The organism is Glycomyces sp. MUSA5-2, assembly GCF_037034145.1.
Taxonomy (GTDB): domain Bacteria; phylum Actinomycetota; class Actinomycetes; order Mycobacteriales; family Micromonosporaceae; genus Glycomyces; species Glycomyces artemisiae.
The window spans coordinates 172,172-191,785 of the sequence record NZ_JBAGKG010000001.1; the positions used below are offsets into that span (position 1 = coordinate 172,172).

The 19,614-nt window shown below is 72.4% G+C and carries 20 protein-coding genes and 1 pseudogene; 6 read left to right on the forward strand and 15 right to left on the reverse strand.

Translation table 11 applies throughout. The annotated features are described in order from the left end of the window. Nucleotides 1-30: 30 nt before the first annotated feature. Nucleotides 31-555 (reverse strand): hypothetical protein, encoded by a 525-nt coding sequence (locus WA640_RS00850; protein ID WP_335985648.1) that lies wholly within the window; start codon nt 553-555, stop codon nt 31-33. Between the two features lie 184 nt (nt 556-739). After that, nucleotides 740-2,284 carry an MDR family MFS transporter gene (locus tag WA640_RS00855; RefSeq protein WP_442904671.1) on the reverse strand — a complete coding sequence of 515 codons (1,545 nt, stop codon included), beginning with the start codon at nt 2,282-2,284 and terminating at the stop codon, nt 740-742. Nucleotides 2,285-2,485: 201 nt separating this feature from the next. Here WA640_RS00855 and WA640_RS00860 point away from each other — a divergent pair, with 201 nt between their 5' ends. Next, nucleotides 2,486-3,103: a TetR/AcrR family transcriptional regulator gene (locus tag WA640_RS00860; protein ID WP_335985651.1), complete on the forward strand. Its 618-nt coding sequence runs from the start codon at nt 2,486-2,488 to the stop codon at nt 3,101-3,103. 109 nt (nt 3,104-3,212) lie between these two features. Then, nucleotides 3,213-3,998, forward strand: a complete 786-nt coding sequence (locus WA640_RS00865) for a hypothetical protein (protein WP_335985652.1) — start codon at nt 3,213-3,215, stop codon at nt 3,996-3,998. A 6-nt stretch (nt 3,999-4,004) separates the two neighbouring features. Here WA640_RS00865 and WA640_RS00870 read toward each other — a convergent pair whose 3' ends face one another. Next, on the reverse strand, nt 4,005-4,652 hold the full coding sequence (locus WA640_RS00870) for a hypothetical protein (RefSeq protein ID WP_335985653.1): 648 nt from the start codon (nt 4,650-4,652) through the stop codon (nt 4,005-4,007). A gap of 108 nt (nt 4,653-4,760) precedes the next feature. Between WA640_RS00870 and WA640_RS00875 the strand changes: the two genes are divergently transcribed. After that, nucleotides 4,761-5,177, forward strand: a complete 417-nt coding sequence (locus tag WA640_RS00875; protein WP_335985654.1) for a DUF4259 domain-containing protein — start codon at nt 4,761-4,763, stop codon at nt 5,175-5,177. A gap of 40 nt (nt 5,178-5,217) precedes the next feature. On the opposite strand, the pseudogene WA640_RS00880 reads toward WA640_RS00875, so the two are convergent. Next, a pseudogene (locus WA640_RS00880) lies at nt 5,218-5,559 on the reverse strand (RtcB family protein); the annotation flags it as partial. Nucleotides 5,560-5,642: 83 nt separating this feature from the next. Here WA640_RS00880 and WA640_RS00885 point away from each other — a divergent pair. After that, on the forward strand, nt 5,643-6,455 hold the full coding sequence (locus tag WA640_RS00885; RefSeq protein ID WP_335985656.1) for a hypothetical protein: 813 nt from the start codon (nt 5,643-5,645) through the stop codon (nt 6,453-6,455). Here WA640_RS00885 and WA640_RS00890 read toward each other — a convergent pair. From WA640_RS00890 to WA640_RS00915, 6 genes are all read right to left on the reverse strand, one after another. Beyond that, entirely contained in the window at nt 6,434-8,671 is a 2,238-nt protein-coding gene (locus WA640_RS00890) for an ABC transporter substrate-binding protein (protein WP_335985657.1), read from the reverse strand. The two genes, WA640_RS00885 and WA640_RS00890, sit on opposite strands and share 22 nt — an antisense overlap. A 102-nt stretch (nt 8,672-8,773) precedes the next feature. Continuing rightward, the gene (locus tag WA640_RS00895; RefSeq protein WP_335985658.1) at nt 8,774-9,685 is read right to left on the reverse strand and encodes an arginase family protein; all 912 of its coding nucleotides are present in this window, start codon (nt 9,683-9,685) and stop codon (nt 8,774-8,776) included. A gap of 150 nt (nt 9,686-9,835) precedes the next feature. Next, nucleotides 9,836-10,705, reverse strand: coding sequence for a co-chaperone YbbN (locus WA640_RS00900; protein WP_335985659.1), 870 nt, complete (start codon nt 10,703-10,705; stop codon nt 9,836-9,838). Nucleotides 10,706-10,854: 149 nt separating this feature from the next. Further along, complete coding sequence (rnhA, locus tag WA640_RS00905) at nt 10,855-11,319, reverse strand: ribonuclease HI (protein WP_335985660.1); 465 nt, start codon at nt 11,317-11,319, stop codon at nt 10,855-10,857. 20 nt (nt 11,320-11,339) lie between these two features. After that, nucleotides 11,340-11,927 carry a TMEM165/GDT1 family protein gene (locus tag WA640_RS00910; RefSeq protein WP_335985661.1) on the reverse strand — a complete coding sequence of 196 codons (588 nt, stop codon included), beginning with the start codon at nt 11,925-11,927 and terminating at the stop codon, nt 11,340-11,342. Nucleotides 11,928-12,103: 176 nt separating this feature from the next. Then, nucleotides 12,104-13,324 carry an MFS transporter gene (locus WA640_RS00915; RefSeq protein WP_335985662.1) on the reverse strand — a complete coding sequence of 407 codons (1,221 nt, stop codon included), beginning with the start codon at nt 13,322-13,324 and terminating at the stop codon, nt 12,104-12,106. Nucleotides 13,325-13,443: 119 nt separating this feature from the next. On the opposite strand from WA640_RS00915, the gene WA640_RS00920 reads away from it, so the two are divergent. Further along, complete coding sequence (locus WA640_RS00920; protein ID WP_335985663.1) at nt 13,444-14,610, forward strand: ROK family transcriptional regulator; 1,167 nt, start codon at nt 13,444-13,446, stop codon at nt 14,608-14,610. A 3-nt stretch (nt 14,611-14,613) separates the two neighbouring features. Here WA640_RS00920 and WA640_RS00925 read toward each other — a convergent pair whose 3' ends face one another. After that, the gene (locus tag WA640_RS00925) at nt 14,614-15,063 is read right to left on the reverse strand and encodes a VOC family protein (protein WP_335985664.1); all 450 of its coding nucleotides are present in this window, start codon (nt 15,061-15,063) and stop codon (nt 14,614-14,616) included. A 56-nt stretch (nt 15,064-15,119) separates the two neighbouring features. Between WA640_RS00925 and WA640_RS00930 the strand changes: the two genes are divergently transcribed. Further along, nucleotides 15,120-15,476 (forward strand): hypothetical protein, encoded by a 357-nt coding sequence (locus tag WA640_RS00930; protein ID WP_335985666.1) that lies wholly within the window; start codon nt 15,120-15,122, stop codon nt 15,474-15,476. On the opposite strand, the gene WA640_RS00935 is transcribed toward WA640_RS00930, so the two are convergent. From WA640_RS00935 to WA640_RS00950, 4 genes are read right to left on the reverse strand one after another with little or no spacing between them, the layout of a single operon-like run. Continuing rightward, entirely contained in the window at nt 15,473-16,393 is a 921-nt protein-coding gene (locus tag WA640_RS00935; protein ID WP_335985667.1) for a PfkB family carbohydrate kinase, read from the reverse strand. The genes WA640_RS00930 and WA640_RS00935 overlap by 4 nt on opposite strands. Next, complete coding sequence (locus WA640_RS00940; RefSeq protein ID WP_335985668.1) at nt 16,390-17,802, reverse strand: purine-cytosine permease family protein; 1,413 nt, start codon at nt 17,800-17,802, stop codon at nt 16,390-16,392. The genes WA640_RS00935 and WA640_RS00940 overlap by 4 nt, the downstream gene beginning before the upstream one ends. Before the next feature lie 44 nt (nt 17,803-17,846). Continuing rightward, complete coding sequence (locus WA640_RS00945; RefSeq protein ID WP_335985669.1) at nt 17,847-18,848, reverse strand: ADP-ribosylglycohydrolase family protein; 1,002 nt, start codon at nt 18,846-18,848, stop codon at nt 17,847-17,849. Continuing rightward, nucleotides 18,845-19,573 (reverse strand): GntR family transcriptional regulator, encoded by a 729-nt coding sequence (locus tag WA640_RS00950; RefSeq protein WP_335985670.1) that lies wholly within the window; start codon nt 19,571-19,573, stop codon nt 18,845-18,847. The genes WA640_RS00945 and WA640_RS00950 overlap by 4 nt, the downstream gene beginning before the upstream one ends. Nucleotides 19,574-19,614 lie beyond the last annotated feature (41 nt).

The following is a 19,614-nucleotide window of genomic DNA, read 5'->3' on the forward strand; positions in this document are numbered from 1 at the left end:
CGGGGCCGGAGCCCCGCCGCCGGTGGTCGGTCAGTTGTCGCGGATGTTCCGGTACCGCCGCGGGATGTAGTTCTGGGACCGCAGCGAGGCGGGGGACACCTGCTTGTGCCGCATGTCGCTCGCGGTGTCCGCGAGGTCGTAGATCCAGATGTTCCCGTCGTCGCCGCGCATGTGGTAGAGCATGCAGTGGTTGTCGTAGGAGTTGAGGACGTCGCCGGGCTTGAGCTCGCTCCACTCGATCTTGGCCGCGATGTCGGGGATGCTCCTGGTGCTGTGGCCCGGGGTGGAGGTGTGCCAGGCCATGGAGACGAAGCCCGAGCAGTCCTGCCGGTACGTGTGGCTGCCTTCGATGTCGCTGGCCCGGCTGGCGCCGTTGTACTGGATGTTGCGGGTGAACCAGTTGCGGGCCCGGTCCATCACCTCGTCGCGGGTGACCAGGCCCCGGTAGGCCGCGTTCGCCGGGCCGGCGACGGCGAGCACGGGGATCGCCGCGGCGGGGGCGATGACGGCGGCTTGGAGCAGGCGGCGCCGCGAGAGCAGCGGTCGTTCGGTCATGCGGATCTCCTTCGAGGGATGGCCGGGCGGGGTGTCCGCTCGGTATGACCTCCATCCTTCGTGGATCCGGCATTCCGGACGAGGCGGAACAGGGGCGAAATCCCGGCGGGAAGACGGCGAACCGGGCCCGAGCGGGTGCGTGCTCGGGCCCGGTGGTCTTCTCGGGGGTCTTACCTGGCGCGGCTCACTTGGCGCCGAGGACGGTCTCCTCGCCCACCACAATCTCCTCGACCAGGTCGACGGTCTCGCGCAGGCGGACCGGCGTCAGGAACAGCGCGGCAATGAAGCCCGCCGCCGCGATGCACGCGGAGATGAGGAACAGGTGGCCCGTGGCGTCGCCATAGGCGGCGCGCACGATCTGGGCGATCGGCTCGGGCATCGCGTCCATGTCGAGGCTGGAGCTGGAGCCGCCCGCGGCCGCGGCGTCGATGCCGATGGCGGCCAGGCCCTCGCGGATCTTGTCGGCGACCTGGTTCGCGAGGACCGCGCCCAGGACCGAGACCCCGATCGTGCCGCCCAGGGAGCGGAAGAACGTGATCGCGCCCGAGGCCGCGCCGAGCTCGCGCAGCGGCACCGAGTTCTGGACGACCAGGACCAGGTTCTGCATCGACATGCCCACGCCGACGCCGACAGCGAACATCCCGAAGCCCATGAAGACCAGGGACGTCTCGTGGTCGATGGTCGCGAGCATCGCGAATCCGGCCGTCAGGACCAGCGTCCCGGTGATGATGTACGGCTTCACGCTGCCGGACTTCGAGACCATGCGGCCCGCGACCGCCGAGGCGACGAGCACGCCGAACATCATCGGGATCGTCAGCAGGCCCGCCTCGGTCGGCGAGAAGCCGCGCGAGATCTGGAAGTACTGGCCGAGGAACACCGAGCCGCCGAACATCGCCATGCCGACCGCGAGGCTCGCGATCGTGGCGAGGGCCGGGTCGCGGCGCTTGAGGACGTGCAGCGGGACCACCGGCTGGCTCACGCGGGTCTCCACGACCGCGGCCGCGAAGAGGATCGCGACCGCGCCGCCCGCCATCGCGAGCGTCTGCCAGGAGATCCAGTCGAAGTCGTCGCCGACGAACGTGACCCACAGGAGCAGCAGGGAGACGCCGGCGGCGATGAGGACCGCGCCGAGGTAGTCGACCTTCGTGTCGGTCTTCTTCGTCTCGTCCAGGTGCAGCGTGCGCGAGAGCATCGCGAAGGCGATCACCGTGATCGGCACGGCGAGGAAGAAGCACCACTGCCAGCCGAGCCAGCTCGCGTCCGTGATCGCCCCGCCCAGGAGCGGGCCGCCCACGGTCGAGACGGCCATGACGCCGCCGAGGTAGCCGTTGTAGCGGCCGCGTTCCTTCGGGCTGACCATCGCGCCGATGATGACCTGCACGAGGACCTGGAGGGCGCCCATGCCGAGGCCCTGCACGGCGCGCAGCGCGATGAGCTGCTCGGTGTTCTGCACGAGCCCGCACGCGAGCGAGGCGGCCGCGAAGATCACGATCGCGATCTGGAGCAGGCGCTTCTTGTCGAACAGGTCGGCGAGCTTGCCCCACACGGGGGTCGAGGCGGTCGACGCGAGCAGCGTGGCGGTCACGACCCAGGTGTACTGGGACTGGGTGCCGCCCAGGTCGCCCACGATCTGCGGGAGCGCCACGGAGACGACGGTCGAGGAGACCATCGCGGCGAACAGCACCATGAGCAGGCCGGAGAGGGCCCGGAGGACCTCGCGGTGCGTCATCGGCGCCTTCGGCGGAGCGTCGGATACGGCGGTCAAAGGACTGCCTCCTATGGTGTTTCGGGAAGAGGCTCTTCGGGCGCGGTGAAGGCCCGGCGGCCTGGTACGTGGTGGTTTCCGGGGGACGCAAGGTTAGTGAACGGAGCGTCTCTTATTTTAAGCTAGCATTTAGTGAACGCATCGTTCACTATTGAAAGGATCGTGGTGACCGAGTCCACACCGGGCCGCCGGCGCGGCGACGACCTGGAGCACGCCATCTTCGACGCCGCGCTCGCCGAGCTCGCCGAAGTCGGCTACGCCAACGTGCGCATGGAGGCCGTCGCCGCCCGCGCCAAAGCGGGCAAGGCGTCCCTGTACAAGCGCTGGCCCGACCGCGCCCGCCTCATCCAGGCCGCCGCCAGGTACAAGGCCACCGAGGTCGAGCCCTCGTTCGAGCCCAGCGGCGACCTGCGCGGCGACATGCGCAAGGTCATGCGCCACATCGCGGGCCAGCAGGCCTCGCCGTTCGGCGAGGCCATCCGCGGCTGGATCGGCGAGCTCAAGAGCACCCCCGACGAAGTCACCGAGGACCTCCGCACCCGCATCGAGACGCCGCGCATAAGGATCTTCGCGAAGATCTACGAGGACGGCGTCGCTCGCGGCACCGTCAAGCCCGAGGCGCTGCACCCGCGCGTCGTCAACCTCGCCCCGGGGCTGCTGACGCACTACTTCCTGACGCGCGCCGAGCCCGCCACCGACGACGTCATCGAGGAGTTCCTCGACCACGTCCTCATGCCGCTCATCGCGACCGGCGAGAGCGCGGAGCGACTGGAGGAATCCTAGAAAATCTGGGGGCCGAACCGGACACTTCGCCGAGACCCGTTGTGGGGAACCGACAATGAGTGTCCGATTCGGCGGCCGGGCCCTTGCGGACCGCGCGGACACTGGCCCCATGACCACCGAAACGCACACTCCGCGTGGAGCCCTCGGGCACCGCATCGCCTGGGCCACAGGGCCGCTCGTCCTCGTGCTCGTCGCGGCCTCGATCTACAACGGCTGGGTCGCGCCGATGGACGCGGCCCTCGGCCTCATCCTCGACTTCGCCGCGCTCTGGGCTGCGATCGCCACCGCGCTCCTCGCCCGGGGCCGCCTCCTCAAGCTGACGGCCCTGATCGCCGCGCCGATCCTGTGGGTCGTCTCGTTCTACGACTGGTTCGGCTACATGTGGACCGGCTCGACTTGGGTCTGGACGGAGTACTTCGTCGGCCCGATCTTCTTCGTGCTCATGGCGATGCCGCCGTGCTGGCTGCTGCTCGCGGTCTGGAGGCGGTCGCGCTCGGGCGCGGGCTCGTTCCTCGCCGAAGCGGGCGGGCTCGCGGTCATGGCGATGGCCCTGTTCTTCCTCACGATCTACATCAGCTCCGCCGTCGCGCCCGCCGACCCGACCGGATGGCTCGTCCTGGTCCACGGCGCCGCCGCGGCCCTGCTCGCGCTCGCGGCGTGGCGGCGGGCCGAGCGCCGGATCGCGTACGGGTTCCTCGCGGCCCTGCTCGGAGCGGTCGCGGCCGGGAGCCACTGGCTGTTCTTCAGCCCCGACCCCGACTTCAACCCGCCCGGGTTCATCGGCATCGAGATCTTCGTTCCGGGGCTGATCGTCGTGGCGGCTGTAGCCGCGGCACTCCAATTCGCTTGGAGCGCGACGCAAAAGCGCCGCGCGGAGGAGCCGACCACCGCATGAGGCGGCTCAGCTGATCGAGGCCGCCCCGGCGCGCAGGGCGGCGATCTCCTCCGGCGTCGACTCGCGAGCGACGACCGCGATGTCGCACATGAACTCCCGCTGATCCGCAGGGAACGCGGCGGCGACGACCGCAGGCTCCTCCACCAAAGCCCTGTAGATCTCGATCCCGTTCGCGTAGAACAGGTCCACGAGCACCAGTCCCCCGTCAGCCCGCTTCATCACGTTCCCCGGGTTCCGGTCCAGCCCGCCCCAGAACGGCACCACCCGGGCCGCCGCCGCATCGAGCCGCTCGGCCTCGGCCCGCACCGCGGCGACCGGATCGCCCGGTTCCTGTGCATCCCACCGGGACAGCACGGCTTCACGCTCCTCCGCACTGGCAGGCCTGAGCGCCTCCATGACGGTGATCCGGCCACCACCCGCCAACTCCGCGTCGAAGTCGATCCGCGGCAGCATCGGGTGCCCCGCGAGCAGCCCGCACAGCTCGGTGAACACCCCGTACCCCGGCTCGAACGCGCACACGCGGGCCACGAGCCGCCCGTCCGGCGAGCGCCACACGTAGGCCCAATCGCCTGCGCCGCAGACGTTCCAGCCCGCGGCGAGCAGCCGCCCCGCCGCCTCGCGGTGGTCCAGTCCTTCGAAACCCTCGAAATCCACGCGGGGAGCATACGCACCCGCGCACGCCCGGCGACACCCGTTTTCGGCGGCGCTGTCGGTGGCCCCGTCTACACTTCGGACCACCATCGACCCCTGAAGGAGCAGCGCATGGGCGCCTGGGATTACGGACCGTTCGACAACGACGGCGCATGGGACTGCATCGGCGCCCTCGGCGACGACACCGACGCGAACACCGAGCGCCTCGAAGCCGCCATGCTCGAAGTCCTCGTCGTCCTCGACTACATCGAGAACCCCGAGGCCCAAGCCGCGGTCGCCGCCGCGGTCCTCACTGCAATCCGCCTCGGCGCCCCCTCCCCCGCCGACCGCATCACCGACCTCCTCACCGCCCACCCCTTCGACGCCGCATACCTCCGCGACCTCGCCCGCCGAACCCTCCGCCGCATCACCACCGACCCCCGCGACAACGAATGGCACTACCTCTGGACCGACTCAGGAGCCCTCGACAAGGCCCTCGCCGCCCACGAGCCGTACGCGAGCGCCCTCGGCGCGGGAGGCGAAGACTGAAGGGCCGGACGCGCATCGCGCGTCCGGCCCTTGACCGGCGTCAGCCCTTGACGCAGACGACCTGCCGGAGGCGGGCCGTGACCTCGACCAGGTCCGTCTGGGCGGCGATGACCTCGTCGATGTCCTTGTAGGCGCCCGGGATCTCGTCGATGACGCCTGAGTCCTTGCGGCACTCGACGCCCTCGGTCTGGGCGATGAGGTCCTCCGCGGTGAAGCGCTTGCGCGCGGCGTTGCGGCTCATCTTCCGGCCCGCGCCGTGGGAGGCGGACTCGTACGCGTCCGCGTTCCCGAGGCCCCGCACGATGAAGCTCGACGCGCCCATCGACCCGGGGATGATCCCCATGTCCCCCAGCCCGGCCCGGATGGCGCCCTTGCGGGTCACCTCAGACTCGTCCGTGAGATCCCCATCTCTTACGACGGATTTACGAGGCCTGAGTTGTCGGTCGGCGTCCATACGGTTGCTCCATGTTCGACCTAACGAAGCCAGAGATCGCGTACCTCATCGGACTGCTCCAGACGGACGGCTCGCACCAGGGCAGCCTCGACGGGAAGGGCAAAGTCGTGCTTGAACTGTCGGCGCGCGATGAGTCTGTCCTGCCGCGGCTCGCTTCGGTGCTGCCCTGTTATTCCTCGATCCGCAGGCGCACGCGCGACACGAACTTCAGCGAAAGGTACGAGTCCGTCGCGCTGTCGTTCTTCGACCAAGAGGTCCGAAGAGCGCTCGCGGCCACCGGTGTGCCTCCCGGCCGGAAGTCGCGGACCGTCGCGCCGCCGCCTCCGCCGATCGCAGCTGCCGACTATGTGCGCGGTCTGCTCGACGGTGACGGGTCGGTCGGCTTCACCGGCAAGGGCGAGCCGTTTGTGAGCCTGGTGACGGCGAGCGAGCCGCTCGCCGCGTTCTTCTGCGATGTCGTGCAGGAGGTCTGCGGCGTCACCCGCACCGCCCGCCCGAACCGGCGCGACGGCGTCGCGAACATCATGGTGCTCAACGGCGCCGCCGCCAAACTGGCGGCCTGGGTATGGAACCCGCCGGAGGCGATCGGCATCGACCGCAAGCGGGAGGCGGCGATCCAGGTCGCCGCGTGGACACCCGATCCGGCGAAGGCGGGCCGCTACGGCGTCGCCCGGAAGCGGTGGACGCCGGAGGAGGACCGGATCGTACTGAGCTGCACCCAGTCCGAAGCAGCGGCGCTGCTCGGCCGCACTCTACAGAGCGTCAGCCTGCGGAAGTGGCGGCTTCGCAACGGCAGCACCGGTCAGCCGAAGACCGCCCAGTAGGTGATCGCGGCGGCGACCACGACGGTTGGGTAGGCGATGCGGGAGCCGATGGTGAGCCATCGGAGGCGGCGTTTGCGGCCCTTGGCGGCCCAGGAGGAGCCGACGAGGTCGATGACGAGGAGGGCGACGCAGATGAGGATGAACAGGTAGTAGAGCCATTCGATGGCGACGGTGTAGGAGATCGCGGGAAGGACGCTCGTGACGGAGTTGAGCATGACGGCGCTGGAGAGGATGCCGGTGATCGCCATCGACACGCGCGAGGTCACGGCGTCGTAGCCGAGGAACAGGGACACGTACGTCGCCATCACGAGCAGCCCGAGCGGGAGCAGGTTCTTGACGAGGAAGCCGCCCACGTCGCGCCGCACCTGGAGGTCGGTCACGAACTGGCTGTAGTAGAGCCCGCCCGCGGCGTCGGCGCTCGGGTCGCCCATGTTCGCGGTGGTGCCGACGGTCTCGGCGGTGAACAGGGCCTGGTCGACCCGCCAGTTCGGGATGCTGTCGATCGTCGAAGTGGAATCGCCCGCGCTCTCAAGGCGCTCGGCCTGGGTCTGGGCGCGCACGGCCGCGTCGAGCACGTACACGACGCTGCTGTCGGGCAGCGTGCGGTTCTGGAGCACGATCGGCAGGTGCTGCACGTCGAAGGGGAACCGCCGGAACTCCAGGTCGGCCTTGAAGGTCCCCTCGACGTGGAACAGGCGGTACTTCGTGTCGCCGACCTGCTTGGACTCCAAGGGATCGCCGAGGGTCAGGCTCTTGTCGACGGCGTTGGGGAACCACACGTTCAGCACGTCGTCGCCGCCGGTGTAGTTGAACCAGATGAACATATCCGCGGAGAACGTCCCCGCCTGCGTGTTCAGGTCGCGGATCTCGTTGATGTTCACGCCCGTCGAGACGATCTGGGAGGGCACGAGGACCTCCTCCTCGAACTCGACGGCGGCGCCGTCGGCGAGCTCGGCGCCCGCGTCCTGGCCCGAGGCCGGCGTGTACGGGACGAGCTGCACGGGCGCCGAGACGGGCCGGTTCCCGCTGAAGACGCCCATGCGGACCGGCCGCACCAGCGTCCGGTCGTCGAAGTACAGGGGCCCGCTCAGGCCCTCGGCGGCGGTCTCGGGCGAGTCGGTCGCGGCCCACGCGTCGCGCAGCAGCTCCCGGTCCGCGGCGCGGTCGGCCGGGTCGAGGCTCGCGCCTTCGAGGCCGTCGGCGATGAGCGCGAGCGCGTCGCTGCCGGTGAGGGCGGGCCAGTCCGGGACGTAGCCGTGCTCGCGCACGAACGCGAGCAGGAACTTCAGGGCCTCGCCGGTCAGGGAGTCGGTGAGGACCGGCGCGGTCGCGTAGATCGGCGCGGCCAGCGCGGCCTCGTCGGCGCCGCCCGCGACGAGCGCTTCGTGGACCTCGGCGGTGAACGCCTCGGACGAGAGCTTGTCGCCGCCGATGATCGGCTCGGTGACGCCTGCGGCGCGCAGCCCGGGGATGATCCGCCCGGCGAGGTCGGGGCGCAGGCCGAGGACGATCGCGCCGCGGTTCGCGTCGGCGGCGATCGAGGCGACGGCGGCGTCGACCGCGGCGTCGGTGTCCCCGGCGAGGTCGACGGCGATCTCCTGCTCGGTGCCGCCGAACGCGCTGGTGAAGCCCTCGTGGACGTCGGTGCCGTACCGGTCGTCGCCCCACACGACAGTGGCGCGGTCGAGCGCCAGCACGGCGTCGACGTACGCGGCGAGGAACGCGCCCTGCTGGGTGTTGTCGAAGATGCCCTGGAAGTACCAGGGCCGGTTGGCTGTCAGGTCGTCGCCGGTGGCGGACGGGCTGATCGCGGGGATGCCCGCGTCGGCGTAGACCGGGGACGCGGCGATCGACGGGTCGGTGGTGGTGTGGCCGATGACGGCGATGGCGCGGTCGTCGGCGGCGATGGCCTCGGCGTTCACCTTGGCCTTGAGCGGGTCGCCGCCGTCGTCGTAGGCGAGGATCTCGACGGTGCGGCCGTCGATGCCGCCCGCCCGGTTGAGGCGGTCGGCGGCGAGCCGCACGCCGGGGAGGAGGTCGGACTCGATCTCGGTGGAGTCGGTGCCGCCGAGGTTCCCGGCGACGGCCACGTAGACGGGCTCGGGCGCGGAGGCGCGGGCGATGAGGACGACCGCGAGGACGGCGAGCGCGGCCAGGGCGACGATTCCGGCCGCGATGAGGGTCCAGCGTCTGCGGGGCGTCGCGGTGCCTGCCATGGGCGCTCCTCCTCCGGTTGCTCCACACAGCTCTACCGGAATCGAAGCCGCCGTTCAGCGGTTCCGCGAGATCGGCGGCTCTACTGGAGGCACTCCGCAGGGCTACTGGAGCGTCTCGACGAGGAGGTCGGCGAGGGCTTTCGCGTATTCACCGTCGGGGTCGTAGTCGGGGTCGAAGACGGTGAGGTCCATGCCGGCGCAGCGGTCGTCGGCGGCGCAGGTGGTGATGATCTGGCCGAGTTCGCCGAGGGAGATGCCGCCGGGCGCGGGGCCGTCGACGGCGGGCATGACGGAGGGGTCGATGACGTCGGCGTCAACGTGGAGCCAGAACGTGGCGACGTCGCCGACCGCGTCGAGGGCCCATTCGGCGCTGCGGCCGACGCCGCCGGCGCGCAGGGCCGGGACGGTGCGCAGGGAGATGCCGGTGGCTTCGAGCTCGACGCGGTGCGGATCGTCGGAGCGCAGGCCGAGCATGACGAGGTGGTCGGTGTCGACGTAGGGGCGCAGGCCGCCGATGTCGGTGAGGTCGGGCTGGCCGCGGCCGGTGGCGAGGGCGAGCTCCTCGGCGGCGGCGGCGCCGACGTACTGGGAGTTGCCGGGGTGGCGGAAGTCGGAGTGCGCGTCGATGAAGACGAGGCCGCGGGGCTTGCGGTCGCGTTCGGTGCGTCGGCGGGCGGCGAGCGCGGGGCCGAGGAGGATCGAGCAGTCGCCGCCGAGGACGAGGGGGAAGCGGCGCTCCTGCCAGAGGCGCTCGACGCGGTCGGCGAGGCGGCGGGTGTACTCGGCGATGGCCTTGGCCTGGCCGACGCCGTCGCCGGGGCGCCACGGGGAGGCGTCGAAGCGGGGCGGGGTGAGGCATCCGGCGTCGACGGCGTTGAGGCGCGAGACGAGGCGGTGGTCGCGGAGGGCCCCAGGGGCTTTCGCGCAGCCGGGGACGGTGTGCGGGGTGGGCGGGCGGAGGCCGAGGTTGGAGGGCGCGTCGAGGACGGCCACCCGTCTCGTCCGAGTCGCCACCGCTCACCTCCCACCATTGCTTGTTCCGCTAGCTTGGCACAGGGAACGCTGCGGCACCAGGTGATCTACCTCCTCCGAACGGCCGGACCTCCGCGGCGAGCGGTCGCCGCGGAGGTCCGGGATTGCTTGGGGCCGTTCGGGTCCCGTCGTCTAGAAGAGGACGGCGCTGAGTTTGCGGCGGGCCTTGGCGACGGCCGGGTCGTCGGACCCGGCGACGGTGAACAGCTCGACGAGGCGCTTGCGCACGCGCTCGCGGTCGTCGCCGAAGTTCTTGGCCACCAGGCCGATCAGGCGCTCGTAGGCGGCCTCGGCCTGCCCGGAGAGCAGCTGGAGGTCGGCGGCGGCCAGCGCGAGGTCGATGTTCGCGGGGTCGGCGTCGGCGAGGGCGACGGCGTTGTCGGGGAGGGCCCCGACGCGGCGGATCATCCGCACCTGCGCGATCCCGGCCTCGGCCTCGTCGGACGCCGGGTGGTTCTTGAGGTACTTGTCGTAGACCGCTTCGGCGCCGTCGAGGTCGCCTTCGGTGAGGAGGGCTTCGGCGCGGGCGAGCTCGGGGTCCACCGGCTGCGGGACGTCGAGTCCGGCGGCCTGGGTGACGCGGCCGATCCACTGGCGCAGGCCCTGCTCGGTCTGCGGGCCCTGGAGCAGGTCGAGCGGGCGGCCCTGCGCGAGGGCGACGACCGCGGGGAGGGCCTGGAGCTGGAGGGCGGCGGCGAGCTGCTGGTTCTCCAGGACGTCGGCGCGGGCGTAGACCCAGGCGCCGGCGGCTTCGCCCGCGAGGCGCTGGAGCAGGTCGCGCACCTGGACGCTCTCGGGGACCTGGTCGGCCCAGAACGCGACGACGACGAGCGCGTCGAGGGAGCGTTCGAGGACCTCGGCCTGGACCGTGGCGTCGGTGACGTCGAGGACGGCGCCCGCGGGGGCGCCGTTGGCGGCGGCCTGCTGCTGCGCCTGCGCGGCGGCGGCGAGGGTGCTGAGGTCGACGCCTCCGGAGAATCGTGACGGTACCTGGTCGCTCATGACGGTGATTGTTCCATTCTCATCGGGGACCGGCGGTCAGGGCCGGGGATGGTGTGGGCCGCGCGGCGTCCGGGGCCGCGCCTCGGCGGTGCCGCAGCTCTGCCTCAGCTTGTGCCTCAACAATGCCTCAGCGGCGCGTGGACCGCGCTTCAGCGGCGCCCGGCGGCCTCGTCGCGGCCCTGGACGGCGAGCTTGTCGGCGCGCTCGTTGCCGGAGTCGCCGGAGTGGCCCTTGACCCAGCGCCAGTCGACCTCGTGGCGGGCGGCGGCCTCGTCGAGGCGCCGCCACAGGTCGGCGTTCTTCACCGGTTCCTTCTTGGCGTTGACCCAGCCGTTGCGCTTCCAGCCGTTCATCCAGGTCAGGATGCCGTTGCGGACGTAGGACGAGTCGGTGTAGAGCACGACGGGCAGGGGGCGCTTGAGGGCCTCCAGGGCCTGGATGGCGGCCATGAGCTCCATGCGGTTGTTGGTGGTGGCCTTCTCGGAGCCGTACAGCTCCTTCTCGTGGTCGCCCCATTTGAGGTAGACGCCCCAGCCGCCGGGGCCGGGGTTGCCTGAGCAGGCGCCGTCGGTGTAGATGACGGCGGTGTCCTCGTTCTCGTCCGTTTTCGGCATGACCGCCAGCTTAGCCCGCGTCAGCCTGCGAGCGCCGTCGCGGCTTCGATGCCCAGGAGCACGCCGATGACGAGGAACAGTCCGGAGGAGACGTAGCGGACGACCTTCTCGGGGATGCGCTTGGCGACCCAGGCGCCCGCGAACACGGCGAGGAGGTCGGCGGCGAGCATCCCGAGGGTGCCGCCGATCCACACGCCCCAGCCGTTGTAGCTGGAGCCCAGGCCCATGCCGATGATCATGGTCTTGTCGCCGAACTCGGCGAGGAACATCGCGGTGACGACGGTGAGGAGGCCGGAGCGGCGCTCCTTGACGGGCCCGTCCTCGTCGTCGACCTCTTGGCCGCCGCGCAGGCCCCAGAGGCCGAAGCCGATGAACATGACGGCGGCGGCGAGGCGGATCCAGTCGGTGGGGAGGAGGTTGCCGACGGCGGCGCCGACGCCCACGGAGAGGCCGATGAGCGCGCCGATGGCGATGACGAGTCCGAGGATGACGGTGCGGAGCCGGTACCTGGTGGCGAACGTCAGGGCCATGAGCTGGCTCTTGTCGCCGAGCTCGCCGACGAAGATGGCGCCGAACGCGACGCCCGCGGCGATGAGCAGAGCTTCCATTGAGGGTGATCCTCCCAGTGTCAGAGCCGGGAGGAGGGTAGGCAGGACCTCGACCCGGCCGTACGGCCTTGGTCGAAGGTCTCGCTCGCCTCGGATCGAGGCCGTGCGGCCGGGCGCCCGGGGGCGCCAGTGTGTCGACCGCAGCGTTGGGAGCTACTCCCCTTCTGCGCTGGCAACTATACGTGAGCGCCGGTCGGGGGCGCGACCTGCGCGGGGTGTGGCGTGCGCCGCGCGAGGCGGCGCATCGTCGCCGGGCCGCCGACGGCGATGAACGCGGCGAGGGCGGCGGGGACGAGGAGCCCGACGGTGAGGCTGGTGCCTTCGGAGAGGAAGCCGATGGCGGCGGGGCCGACGAGGAGGCCCGCGGAGCCGGACATGGAGATGAGGGCGACGTTCGAGGGCGTGCCCCCGGCTTGTCCGATGGCGCTGAACAGGACCGGGACCATGACGGCGATGCCGGTCCCGGCGAGGACCCAGCCGGCCCAGGCGAGCGGGAGGCCGCCGGCGGCGCCGGAGGCGAGGACCATCGCGTACCCGGCGGCGGCGAGGGCGCCGGCCCACAGGAGGGTGCGGCCGGGGCCGAGGCGGGCGCGCACGGGGTCGCCGAGGAGGCGGAAGACGGTCATGGCGGCGGCGAACACGGTGTAGGACAGGGGCGCGAGGGCGTCGTCGGCGTGGAGGACGTTGGCGGCGTGGAGGTTCGCCCAGTCGATGGCGCCGGACTCGACGAGGTGGCCGCCGAGGCCGAGGAGGAACAGGGCGCCGAGGAGGACCGCGCCGATCTTCGCCGCGGGCGCGGCGGGGGCGCCGCTGCTGCCGCCGGCGTCTCGACCCGGTGGCGGCAGCAGCGGACGGGTGGTGGCCGCCATGAGGGCGGTGGCGGCGAGGGCGACGGCGATGAGGATGGCCTGGTTGCCGAAGCCGAGGACGAGGCCGAGGGAGGTGAGGGCCCCGGCGGCGGCGCTGCCGAGGCTCCACAGGCCGTGGAACGCGGAGATGATCGGGCGTCCGAAGCGCTGTTCGAGCTCGACGGAGTGGGCGTTGATGCCGACCTCGATGAAGCCGACGCCGACGCCGTAGAGGGCGGCCGCGGCGAGGAGGGTCGCGTAGTTCGGGGCGAGCGCGGGGGCGATGAGGACCAGCTGCGTGGCGGGGCCGGTCCACAGGAGGAGGCGGCGGGAGGTGATGCGGTCGGCGATGCGCCCGGCGAGGGCCATCGAGGCGAGGCCGACGAGCTGGATGAGGAGGAGCACGGTGCCGAGCCGCGCTTCGCCGAGGTCGAGGCGGGCGTCGACGCCGGGGAGGGACGCGGCCCAGGCGCCCATGACGAGGCCCGAGGTGGCGAAGGCGCCGTGGAGGCCGAGGCGGGCGCGGCGGAGCGCGAGCTGGTCAGACATGGGGGTCCCGGTTCCGGATCGAGGTTTTGTTCTTGGTGAGAACATAACAGGGCGGGGGACGGGCCGTCAAGGTTTAAGTTCGCGTCAGACACAAAATTGTCGGCTGGCATACTCCCCCTATGCCGGAGACGATGACGAGCGCCGATCTGCGGACCCGCAACCAGGTCCGGCTGCTGCGCGCCGTCCACGACGCGGCCGCGCCGATCACGCGGGCCGAGGCCGCGCGGGTGCTGGGCATCGGCCGCAACACCGCCGCCGCGCTCGTCGGCGAGCTGGAGCGGGCCCGGCTCCTGCACGAGGTCCCGGCCGAGGCGGCCGGGCGCGGGCGGCCGACGACCCTGCTGGTGCCGCATCCCGAAGGCCCCCTGGCGTTCGCGGTGGACTTCCGCGAGGACACCTGGACGCTCGCCTCGGTCGCGCTGGGCGGCGCGATCACCGAACTCGAAGGGGGCGAGCACGACCGGACCCCGCGCGTGTTCGCCGACCTCCGCGCCGCCATCGCGCGGCACGCCACGGACCGGCTCGCGGTCGTCGGCTTCGCGACCTCGGGCCCGATCCGCGACGGGCACCGCCTCCACATCTCCCACCTCGGCTGGGACGAGGTGGACCTGGCCGACCTCATCGGCCCGGACTGGCCGGTCACGGTGATCGACAACGACGCGCGACTGGCCGGGCTCGCCGAGGCGCGGCGGGGCGCGCTGCGCGGCATGGGGACCGCGATGCACTTCCACATCGACTTCGACATCGGCGGCACGCTGCTCCTCGGCGGCGACGCCCAGCGCGGCGCGCACAACATCGCGGGCGAGTTCGGGCACATGCCGCTCACCGGGTCCCCGCTGGAGTGCATGTGCGGCGCGCGCGGCTGCTGGAGCCTCGACGTCGGCGCGAACGCCCTCGTCCGCCATTTCGGCGCCCGCCCCGGCTACGGCGAGGGCCGCGACCTGGCCCGCGAGATCCTGCGCCGGGCCGAGGACGGCGACGCGGAGGCGTCCGCGGCGGTCGACGCGAACGCCGCGGCCCTCGGAACGGGCTTGGGCGCCTTGGCGAACGCCCTCGACCCGCAGGCGATCAGCCTCTCGGGCCTCGGCGTCGACCTGATCCGCCTGCGCCGCGACACGATCGAATCCCATTGCGCGGCGGGCCTCATGGCGTTCCGCCGCGACGAGCCGCCGCAGATCCTCGCGGGCACGGTCGGCGACGCAGGGCCGCTCACCGGCGCGGCGGAGATCGCCTGGGACGCGATCCTCGCCCCCGAGCGGGTGAAGGCCCTGCTCCAAGGCGCGTAAGCCTCAGACGACGTCGAACTCGTTGCCCTCGGGGTCCTGGAGCGCGACGGCGTAATGCCCGGAGTCGGGGTCGTCGTTGACGCGCAGCACGACCGCGCCCGCGGCGACCACTTGCTCCACCACGGCGTCGACCCGCTGGATGCGCACGTCCCGGGGGACGCCGCGGCCGCCGCCGGGCTTGAGGTCGAGGTGGAACCGGTTCTTGATCTCCTTCGGCTCCGGGACCTTCTGGAACCAGATGCGCGGCCCGCGCCCCGCGGGGTCGATGATCGATTCGGGGAGCTCCCCGGCGCCGGGCGGCAGCTCCTCCGGGGGCACGCCGAGCGACTCCCAGTAGGCGCGCCAGGTGGCGTGCCCGTCGGGCGGCGGCTCGGGCACATAGTCGAGGGCGGGGGCCCAGAACGCCACCATCCGCCGCGGGTCGGCGCAGTCGATCGTCAGTTGGAAGGTCATGCCCCGAGCATCCCAGACGGGTGCGACATGTCGGACCCGTCGGTCATGATCGTCCGATGGCGAAGAGGAAGCGGCCCGCCCCCAGGCGGCAGTTCATCGTGGTGGCCCGGACCGGGTCCGGCCCCTGGCCGCACCCGGTCGAAGTGGGTGTGCACCCGGCGGGGGCGGACTCGCTCATGTCGTTCTCGCTCGGCCCCCACATCGTCAACGCGGGCGGGATCGTCCCGCTGGGGAACGTGCTCGACGAGTCGCGGACCGGCCTGAACCCGATGTTCGCGGAGGAGTTCGACGCGGCCGGGCTGCACTGGCTGGTGCCGCTCCTCGTGCGCCTGCACGCCGGAGAGGAGGTGGCCGAGGAGATCAGAGCGGCCTACCGGGCGCTGCACGGCAAGCGGCCCGAGACGATGTTCTAGCGCAGGAGGCGGTCGGTCTCGGCGGCTTCGGGGGCCGTTGCGGGGCCTCGTCTCGTGACCGCCAGGGCGGCGGCGGCGTTGGCGCGGCGGACCGCGGCGTCGATCGGATCGCCGCGGAGGAGGGCGGCGGCGAGGACGCCGGTGTGGGCGTCGCCCGCGCCGGTGGTGTCGACCGCGGTCACCGGGAAGCCCGGGACGAGGCGGGTGTCTTCGGCGTCGGCGATCCAGGCGCCCGCGCTGTTGTCGCGGGCGAGGACCGTGCCGCCCTCGCGCAGGCGCGGGCGCAGGGCCGCGGCGCGCTCGGACAGGGGCGCGTCGGCGAGGCCCGGGGTCAGGAGGCGTGTCTCTCTGGCGTTGGCGCTCAACACGTCCGTGCGGGCCAGGGCGGCGCCGAGGACGCCCGGCGGGAGGTCGGCCACGAGCGGCGCCGGGTCGAGGACGACCCGGGTCTCCTCAGGGAGGGCCGGGAGCCAGGCGGTGAGGGCCTCGGCGTTGACCGGGTGGGCCAGGCCGTAGCCCGAGACCACGACCACGTCCTCCCCCGTCACCGCGACCCGCCGCAGGTCCTCAAGGCGCAGTTGGCCTTCGGCGCCCACGTACGTCACGAAGGTGCGCTCGGCGGACGCGTCGACGAGGACCACGGAGTAGCCGCTGTCCATGTCGCGCAGGCCCGGCCCCGCGACTTCGAAGGCGCGCAGGGCGTCGCGCACGATCGCGCCGAACGGCCCGGTCCCGTACTGCCCCGCGTACAGCACCGGGGCGCCGTCGCGGGCCGCGGCGGTCATCGCGTTGAAGCCGCCGCCCGCGGTGATCGAGGAGGCGGAGGCGAGGACGTCGCCGCCGGGCTCGGGGAGCGCCGGGACCGCGAGGCCGATGTCGACGATGACGTTCCCGGTGTAGACGACGCGCCCGCTCATGCGGTGGGCTCCTTCCGGGCGGCGGGCTTCGCGCCGCCCAGCGCGAAGTACAGCACGGCGGCCGCGGCGAAGGTGGCGATCCAGGCGATGCCGTCCTGGCCGGCGCCGCGCAGGACGTAGCCGAGGACGATCGCGATGAGCCACGCCCCGACGGCGCGCCATTCGACGCCGCCGCGGTACCAGTACCCGGAGGTGCGCCGCACGTCCATCAGGGCGGCGGGGTCGTAGGTGCGCCGCTTGAGCATGTCGACGAGGAACACGCCGAGCCACGCGGTGATCGGGATGGCGAGCAGCGAGATGAACGCGATGAACGGCCCGTAGAAGTCCCCGGCGATGAGCATGAAGTAGATCGAGCCGAGGAACGTGACGACCACGTCGAGGGTCACCGCGTACACGCGCTTGACCCGCACGCCGAGCGTCAGCGTGGTCAGGCCCGCCGAGTACACCGACAGGTGGTTGGAGAGCAGCAGCCCGCCGAACGCGGCGATGAGGTACGGGACGGCCATGCCCGCGGGGAGCATCTCGCGGATCGCGGCGACCGGGTCGGGCGCGGTGGCGAGGTCGGGGCTGCCGGCCGTCAGGAGCGAGCCGAGCGCGATGAGCAGCAGCAGCGGGATGCCCGCGCCCGCGGCGCTGGAGGCGATGAGGTGGGCGGCCTTGACGGAGGTCTTCTGGTAGCGGGCCATGTCGGCGCCTGCGTTGGCCCAGCCGATGCCGGTGCCCGCGGCGATGGTGCCGATGCCGAGGAGGACCGCGGACCAGGACCCGGCGGGGGTCGCGGTGACGGCGTCCCAGTCGACGGTGGCGATGAGGAACGCGGCGACGACGAGGTTGAGGGCGCCGAAGATCCAGGTGGCCCACCGCTGGATGACGAGGATCGCGGTGTGGCCGAGGCCGGAGACCAGGAGCGTGCAGACGACGAACACGGCGATCGCGACGAGCGTGAGCACCGGCGCGTCCTTCGCGGCGATCTCCTCGCCCGCGAAGATCGAGAACAGGGAGAGCAGCACGAACGCGGCGGTCGTGGTGTTCACGGTTTCCCAGCCCAGGCGCGACAGGAGCGACACGAACGTGGGGCCCGCGTTGCCGCGGACGCCGAACACGGCGCGCGAGAGCGTCATCGACGGCGCGCCGCCGCGGCGCCCGGCGACCGAGACGATGCCGACGAGCGCGAACGACCCGAAGGCGCCGATGAGCGCCACGATGACGGCCTGCCAGATGTTGAGGCCGAGGGCGACGAGGGTCGCCCCGAGGGGCAGGCCGAGGACGGAGATGTTGGCGGCGAACCAGACCCAGAACAGCTGGAACGCGTTGCCGTTGCGGTCCTTCTCCGGCACGGGTTCGATGCCGCGCTGCTCGATCGCGGTGAGGGTGCCGCCGGGGGCGACGTCGTCGGTGGTGATGGCCATTGGTCTCGCTCCAGTCTTCGTTGAGTGGAAAGTCGTGCGGGCGTTCAGTTCCGGTGGCGTTCGCGCAGGGCCAGGAGGCCCGCGCAGAGGGAGGTGAGGTCGAGTCCGTTGCGGGCCTGGACGTCCGCGAGGGCGTCGGCGGGCCAGGCGGCGGCGCCGTGGACGGCGCCGAGGACGGCGCCGGCCATGGCCGCGACGGTGTCGGTGTCGCCGCCCGCGCGGGCGGCGGTGCGCAGGGCGTCCCACGGGTCGGCCGCGGCGGCGGCGAGCGCGAGCGCGGCGACGACGGACTCCTGGGCGGCGACGGAGGTGCCGACGAGGTCCACGAGGAGCCGGTGGTGGTCGCCGGGGTCGTTGTCGCGCAGCAGGTTCGCGGCCCAGCGGACGCGGGGGCCGATGCGGCCTCCGGCGGTCCAGTGGGCGCGGCGCTCGGCGTAGTCGGCGTAGTCGGCGCCGGTCGCGACCGCTTCGGCGGCGTCGGCGCCGTCGATCCCCGCGGAGACGGCGGCGGCGACGGCCGCGGCGGCGGCGAGGCCGAGGCTGGAGTTGTGGGTGATGCGCGCCGAGTCCTGGACGGCGTCGAGGAAGGGCGTGCGCGGCACGTGCGGGACGGCGATGCCGACGGGGGTGACGCGCATGGCCGCGCCGTTGGTGGCGCCGCCGCGGCCGGTGACGGACGGGTCCTCGCCGTCCTGGAGGCGCTGGAGCGCGGCCTTCGTGGAGGGCCCCAGCAGGTCGAGGGAGCCCTTGTCGATCATGCCGCGCTCCCAGGCGAGGAGGCGGCGGGCGAACTCGTCGGCGGGCAGGGCGCCGTCGTGCTCGATGAGGAGCTCGGCGAGGAGCACGGCCTGCTCGGTGTCGTCGGTGACGGACCCGGCGGGCATCCCGGCGGCGATCCGCTGGCGCGGGCCCGCGGCGGCGAGGCCGTCGAGGTCGCCGTAGTCCTCGGCGATCTCGCGCGCGGACATCGACTGGGTGGGCATGCCGAGGGCGTCCCCGAGGGCGAGGCCCGCGAAGGCGCCGAGGGCGCGGTCGGGGGCGTTCATGCGCGGTCCCCGAAGCTGATGTGGACGCGGAAGTGGTCGGGGTCGAGCCAGGAGACGACCTTCTCGACGAACTCGCCGCGGGCGTCGCGCACCAGGCGCGTGGAGTGGAGGAAGAGGGTCCCGGCGGCGCGCTGGAGGAGCGCGGCGTCGTCGAGGTCGAGGGCGGCGACGGAGACCCACTGCTCGCCGGAGGCGGGCGTGAGCCCGGCCCGGCGGAGCGTCTCGGTGAGGGAGTCGTCGACGAGGCCGTCGCGGGGGACGTCGGCGAGGACGCCCGTGGCGGGGACGCGGCTGCGCTCCAGGGAGACGGGGGTGCCGTCGGGGAGGGCGCGCACGCGGTCGAGGGCGAGGAAGCGGGAGGAGGCGGCGCCGACGCCCACGGCCAGGTCGGGGTCGGCGACGATCTCGGCGCGCAGCACGGTGGTGGTGAGCTCGGCGCCCGCGAGGGCGCGGCCCCAGCCGAGAGCCTGGTCGAGGGCCTTGCCGCCGAAGGAGACGAACGACCCGACGCCGGTGCGGGTGTTGATGAGGGACTCCTCGGCGAGCTGCGCGAGGACCTTGCGGATGGTGCCGCGGCTGACGTCGTAGCGCTGGGCGAGGTCCTGCTCGCCGGGGAGGAGCTGGCCGTCGCGGTAGCGGCCCGAGAGGATCGCCGTGCGCAGGGACTCGGCGACGATCGTGCTCTTCTTGGGCGGCCGTGCCGCCGCCCCGGATCCAGCGGTCATATCTGTACTGTACCTGTACAGTGCCTGTACAACAAGTGGTT

Coding starts and splice junctions, on each gene's coding strand:
- WA640_RS00850 (WP_335985648.1), bottom strand. CDS start 555: ATGACCGAACGACCGCTGCTCTCGCGGCGCCGCCTGCTCCAAGCCGCC.
- WA640_RS00855 (WP_442904671.1), bottom strand. CDS start 2,284: ATGACGCACCGCGAGGTCCTCCGGGCCCTCTCCGGCCTGCTCATGGTG.
- WA640_RS00865 (WP_335985652.1), top strand. CDS start 3,213: ATGACCACCGAAACGCACACTCCGCGTGGAGCCCTCGGGCACCGCATC.
- WA640_RS00875 (WP_335985654.1), top strand. CDS start 4,761: ATGGGCGCCTGGGATTACGGACCGTTCGACAACGACGGCGCATGGGAC.
- WA640_RS00885 (WP_335985656.1), top strand. CDS start 5,643: ATGTTCGACCTAACGAAGCCAGAGATCGCGTACCTCATCGGACTGCTC.
- WA640_RS00890 (WP_335985657.1), bottom strand. CDS start 8,671: ATGGCAGGCACCGCGACGCCCCGCAGACGCTGGACCCTCATCGCGGCC.
- WA640_RS00900 (WP_335985659.1), bottom strand. CDS start 10,705: ATGAGCGACCAGGTACCGTCACGATTCTCCGGAGGCGTCGACCTCAGC.
- rnhA (WP_335985660.1), bottom strand. CDS start 11,319: ATGCCGAAAACGGACGAGAACGAGGACACCGCCGTCATCTACACCGAC.
- WA640_RS00910 (WP_335985661.1), bottom strand. CDS start 11,927: ATGGAAGCTCTGCTCATCGCCGCGGGCGTCGCGTTCGGCGCCATCTTC.
- WA640_RS00915 (WP_335985662.1), bottom strand. CDS start 13,324: ATGTCTGACCAGCTCGCGCTCCGCCGCGCCCGCCTCGGCCTCCACGGC.
- WA640_RS00920 (WP_335985663.1), top strand. CDS start 13,444: ATGCCGGAGACGATGACGAGCGCCGATCTGCGGACCCGCAACCAGGTC.
- WA640_RS00925 (WP_335985664.1), bottom strand. CDS start 15,063: ATGACCTTCCAACTGACGATCGACTGCGCCGACCCGCGGCGGATGGTG.
- WA640_RS00930 (WP_335985666.1), top strand. CDS start 15,120: ATGGCGAAGAGGAAGCGGCCCGCCCCCAGGCGGCAGTTCATCGTGGTG.
- WA640_RS00935 (WP_335985667.1), bottom strand. CDS start 16,393: ATGAGCGGGCGCGTCGTCTACACCGGGAACGTCATCGTCGACATCGGC.
- WA640_RS00940 (WP_335985668.1), bottom strand. CDS start 17,802: ATGGCCATCACCACCGACGACGTCGCCCCCGGCGGCACCCTCACCGCG.
- WA640_RS00945 (WP_335985669.1), bottom strand. CDS start 18,848: ATGAACGCCCCCGACCGCGCCCTCGGCGCCTTCGCGGGCCTCGCCCTC.
- WA640_RS00950 (WP_335985670.1), bottom strand. CDS start 19,573: ATGACCGCTGGATCCGGGGCGGCGGCACGGCCGCCCAAGAAGAGCACG.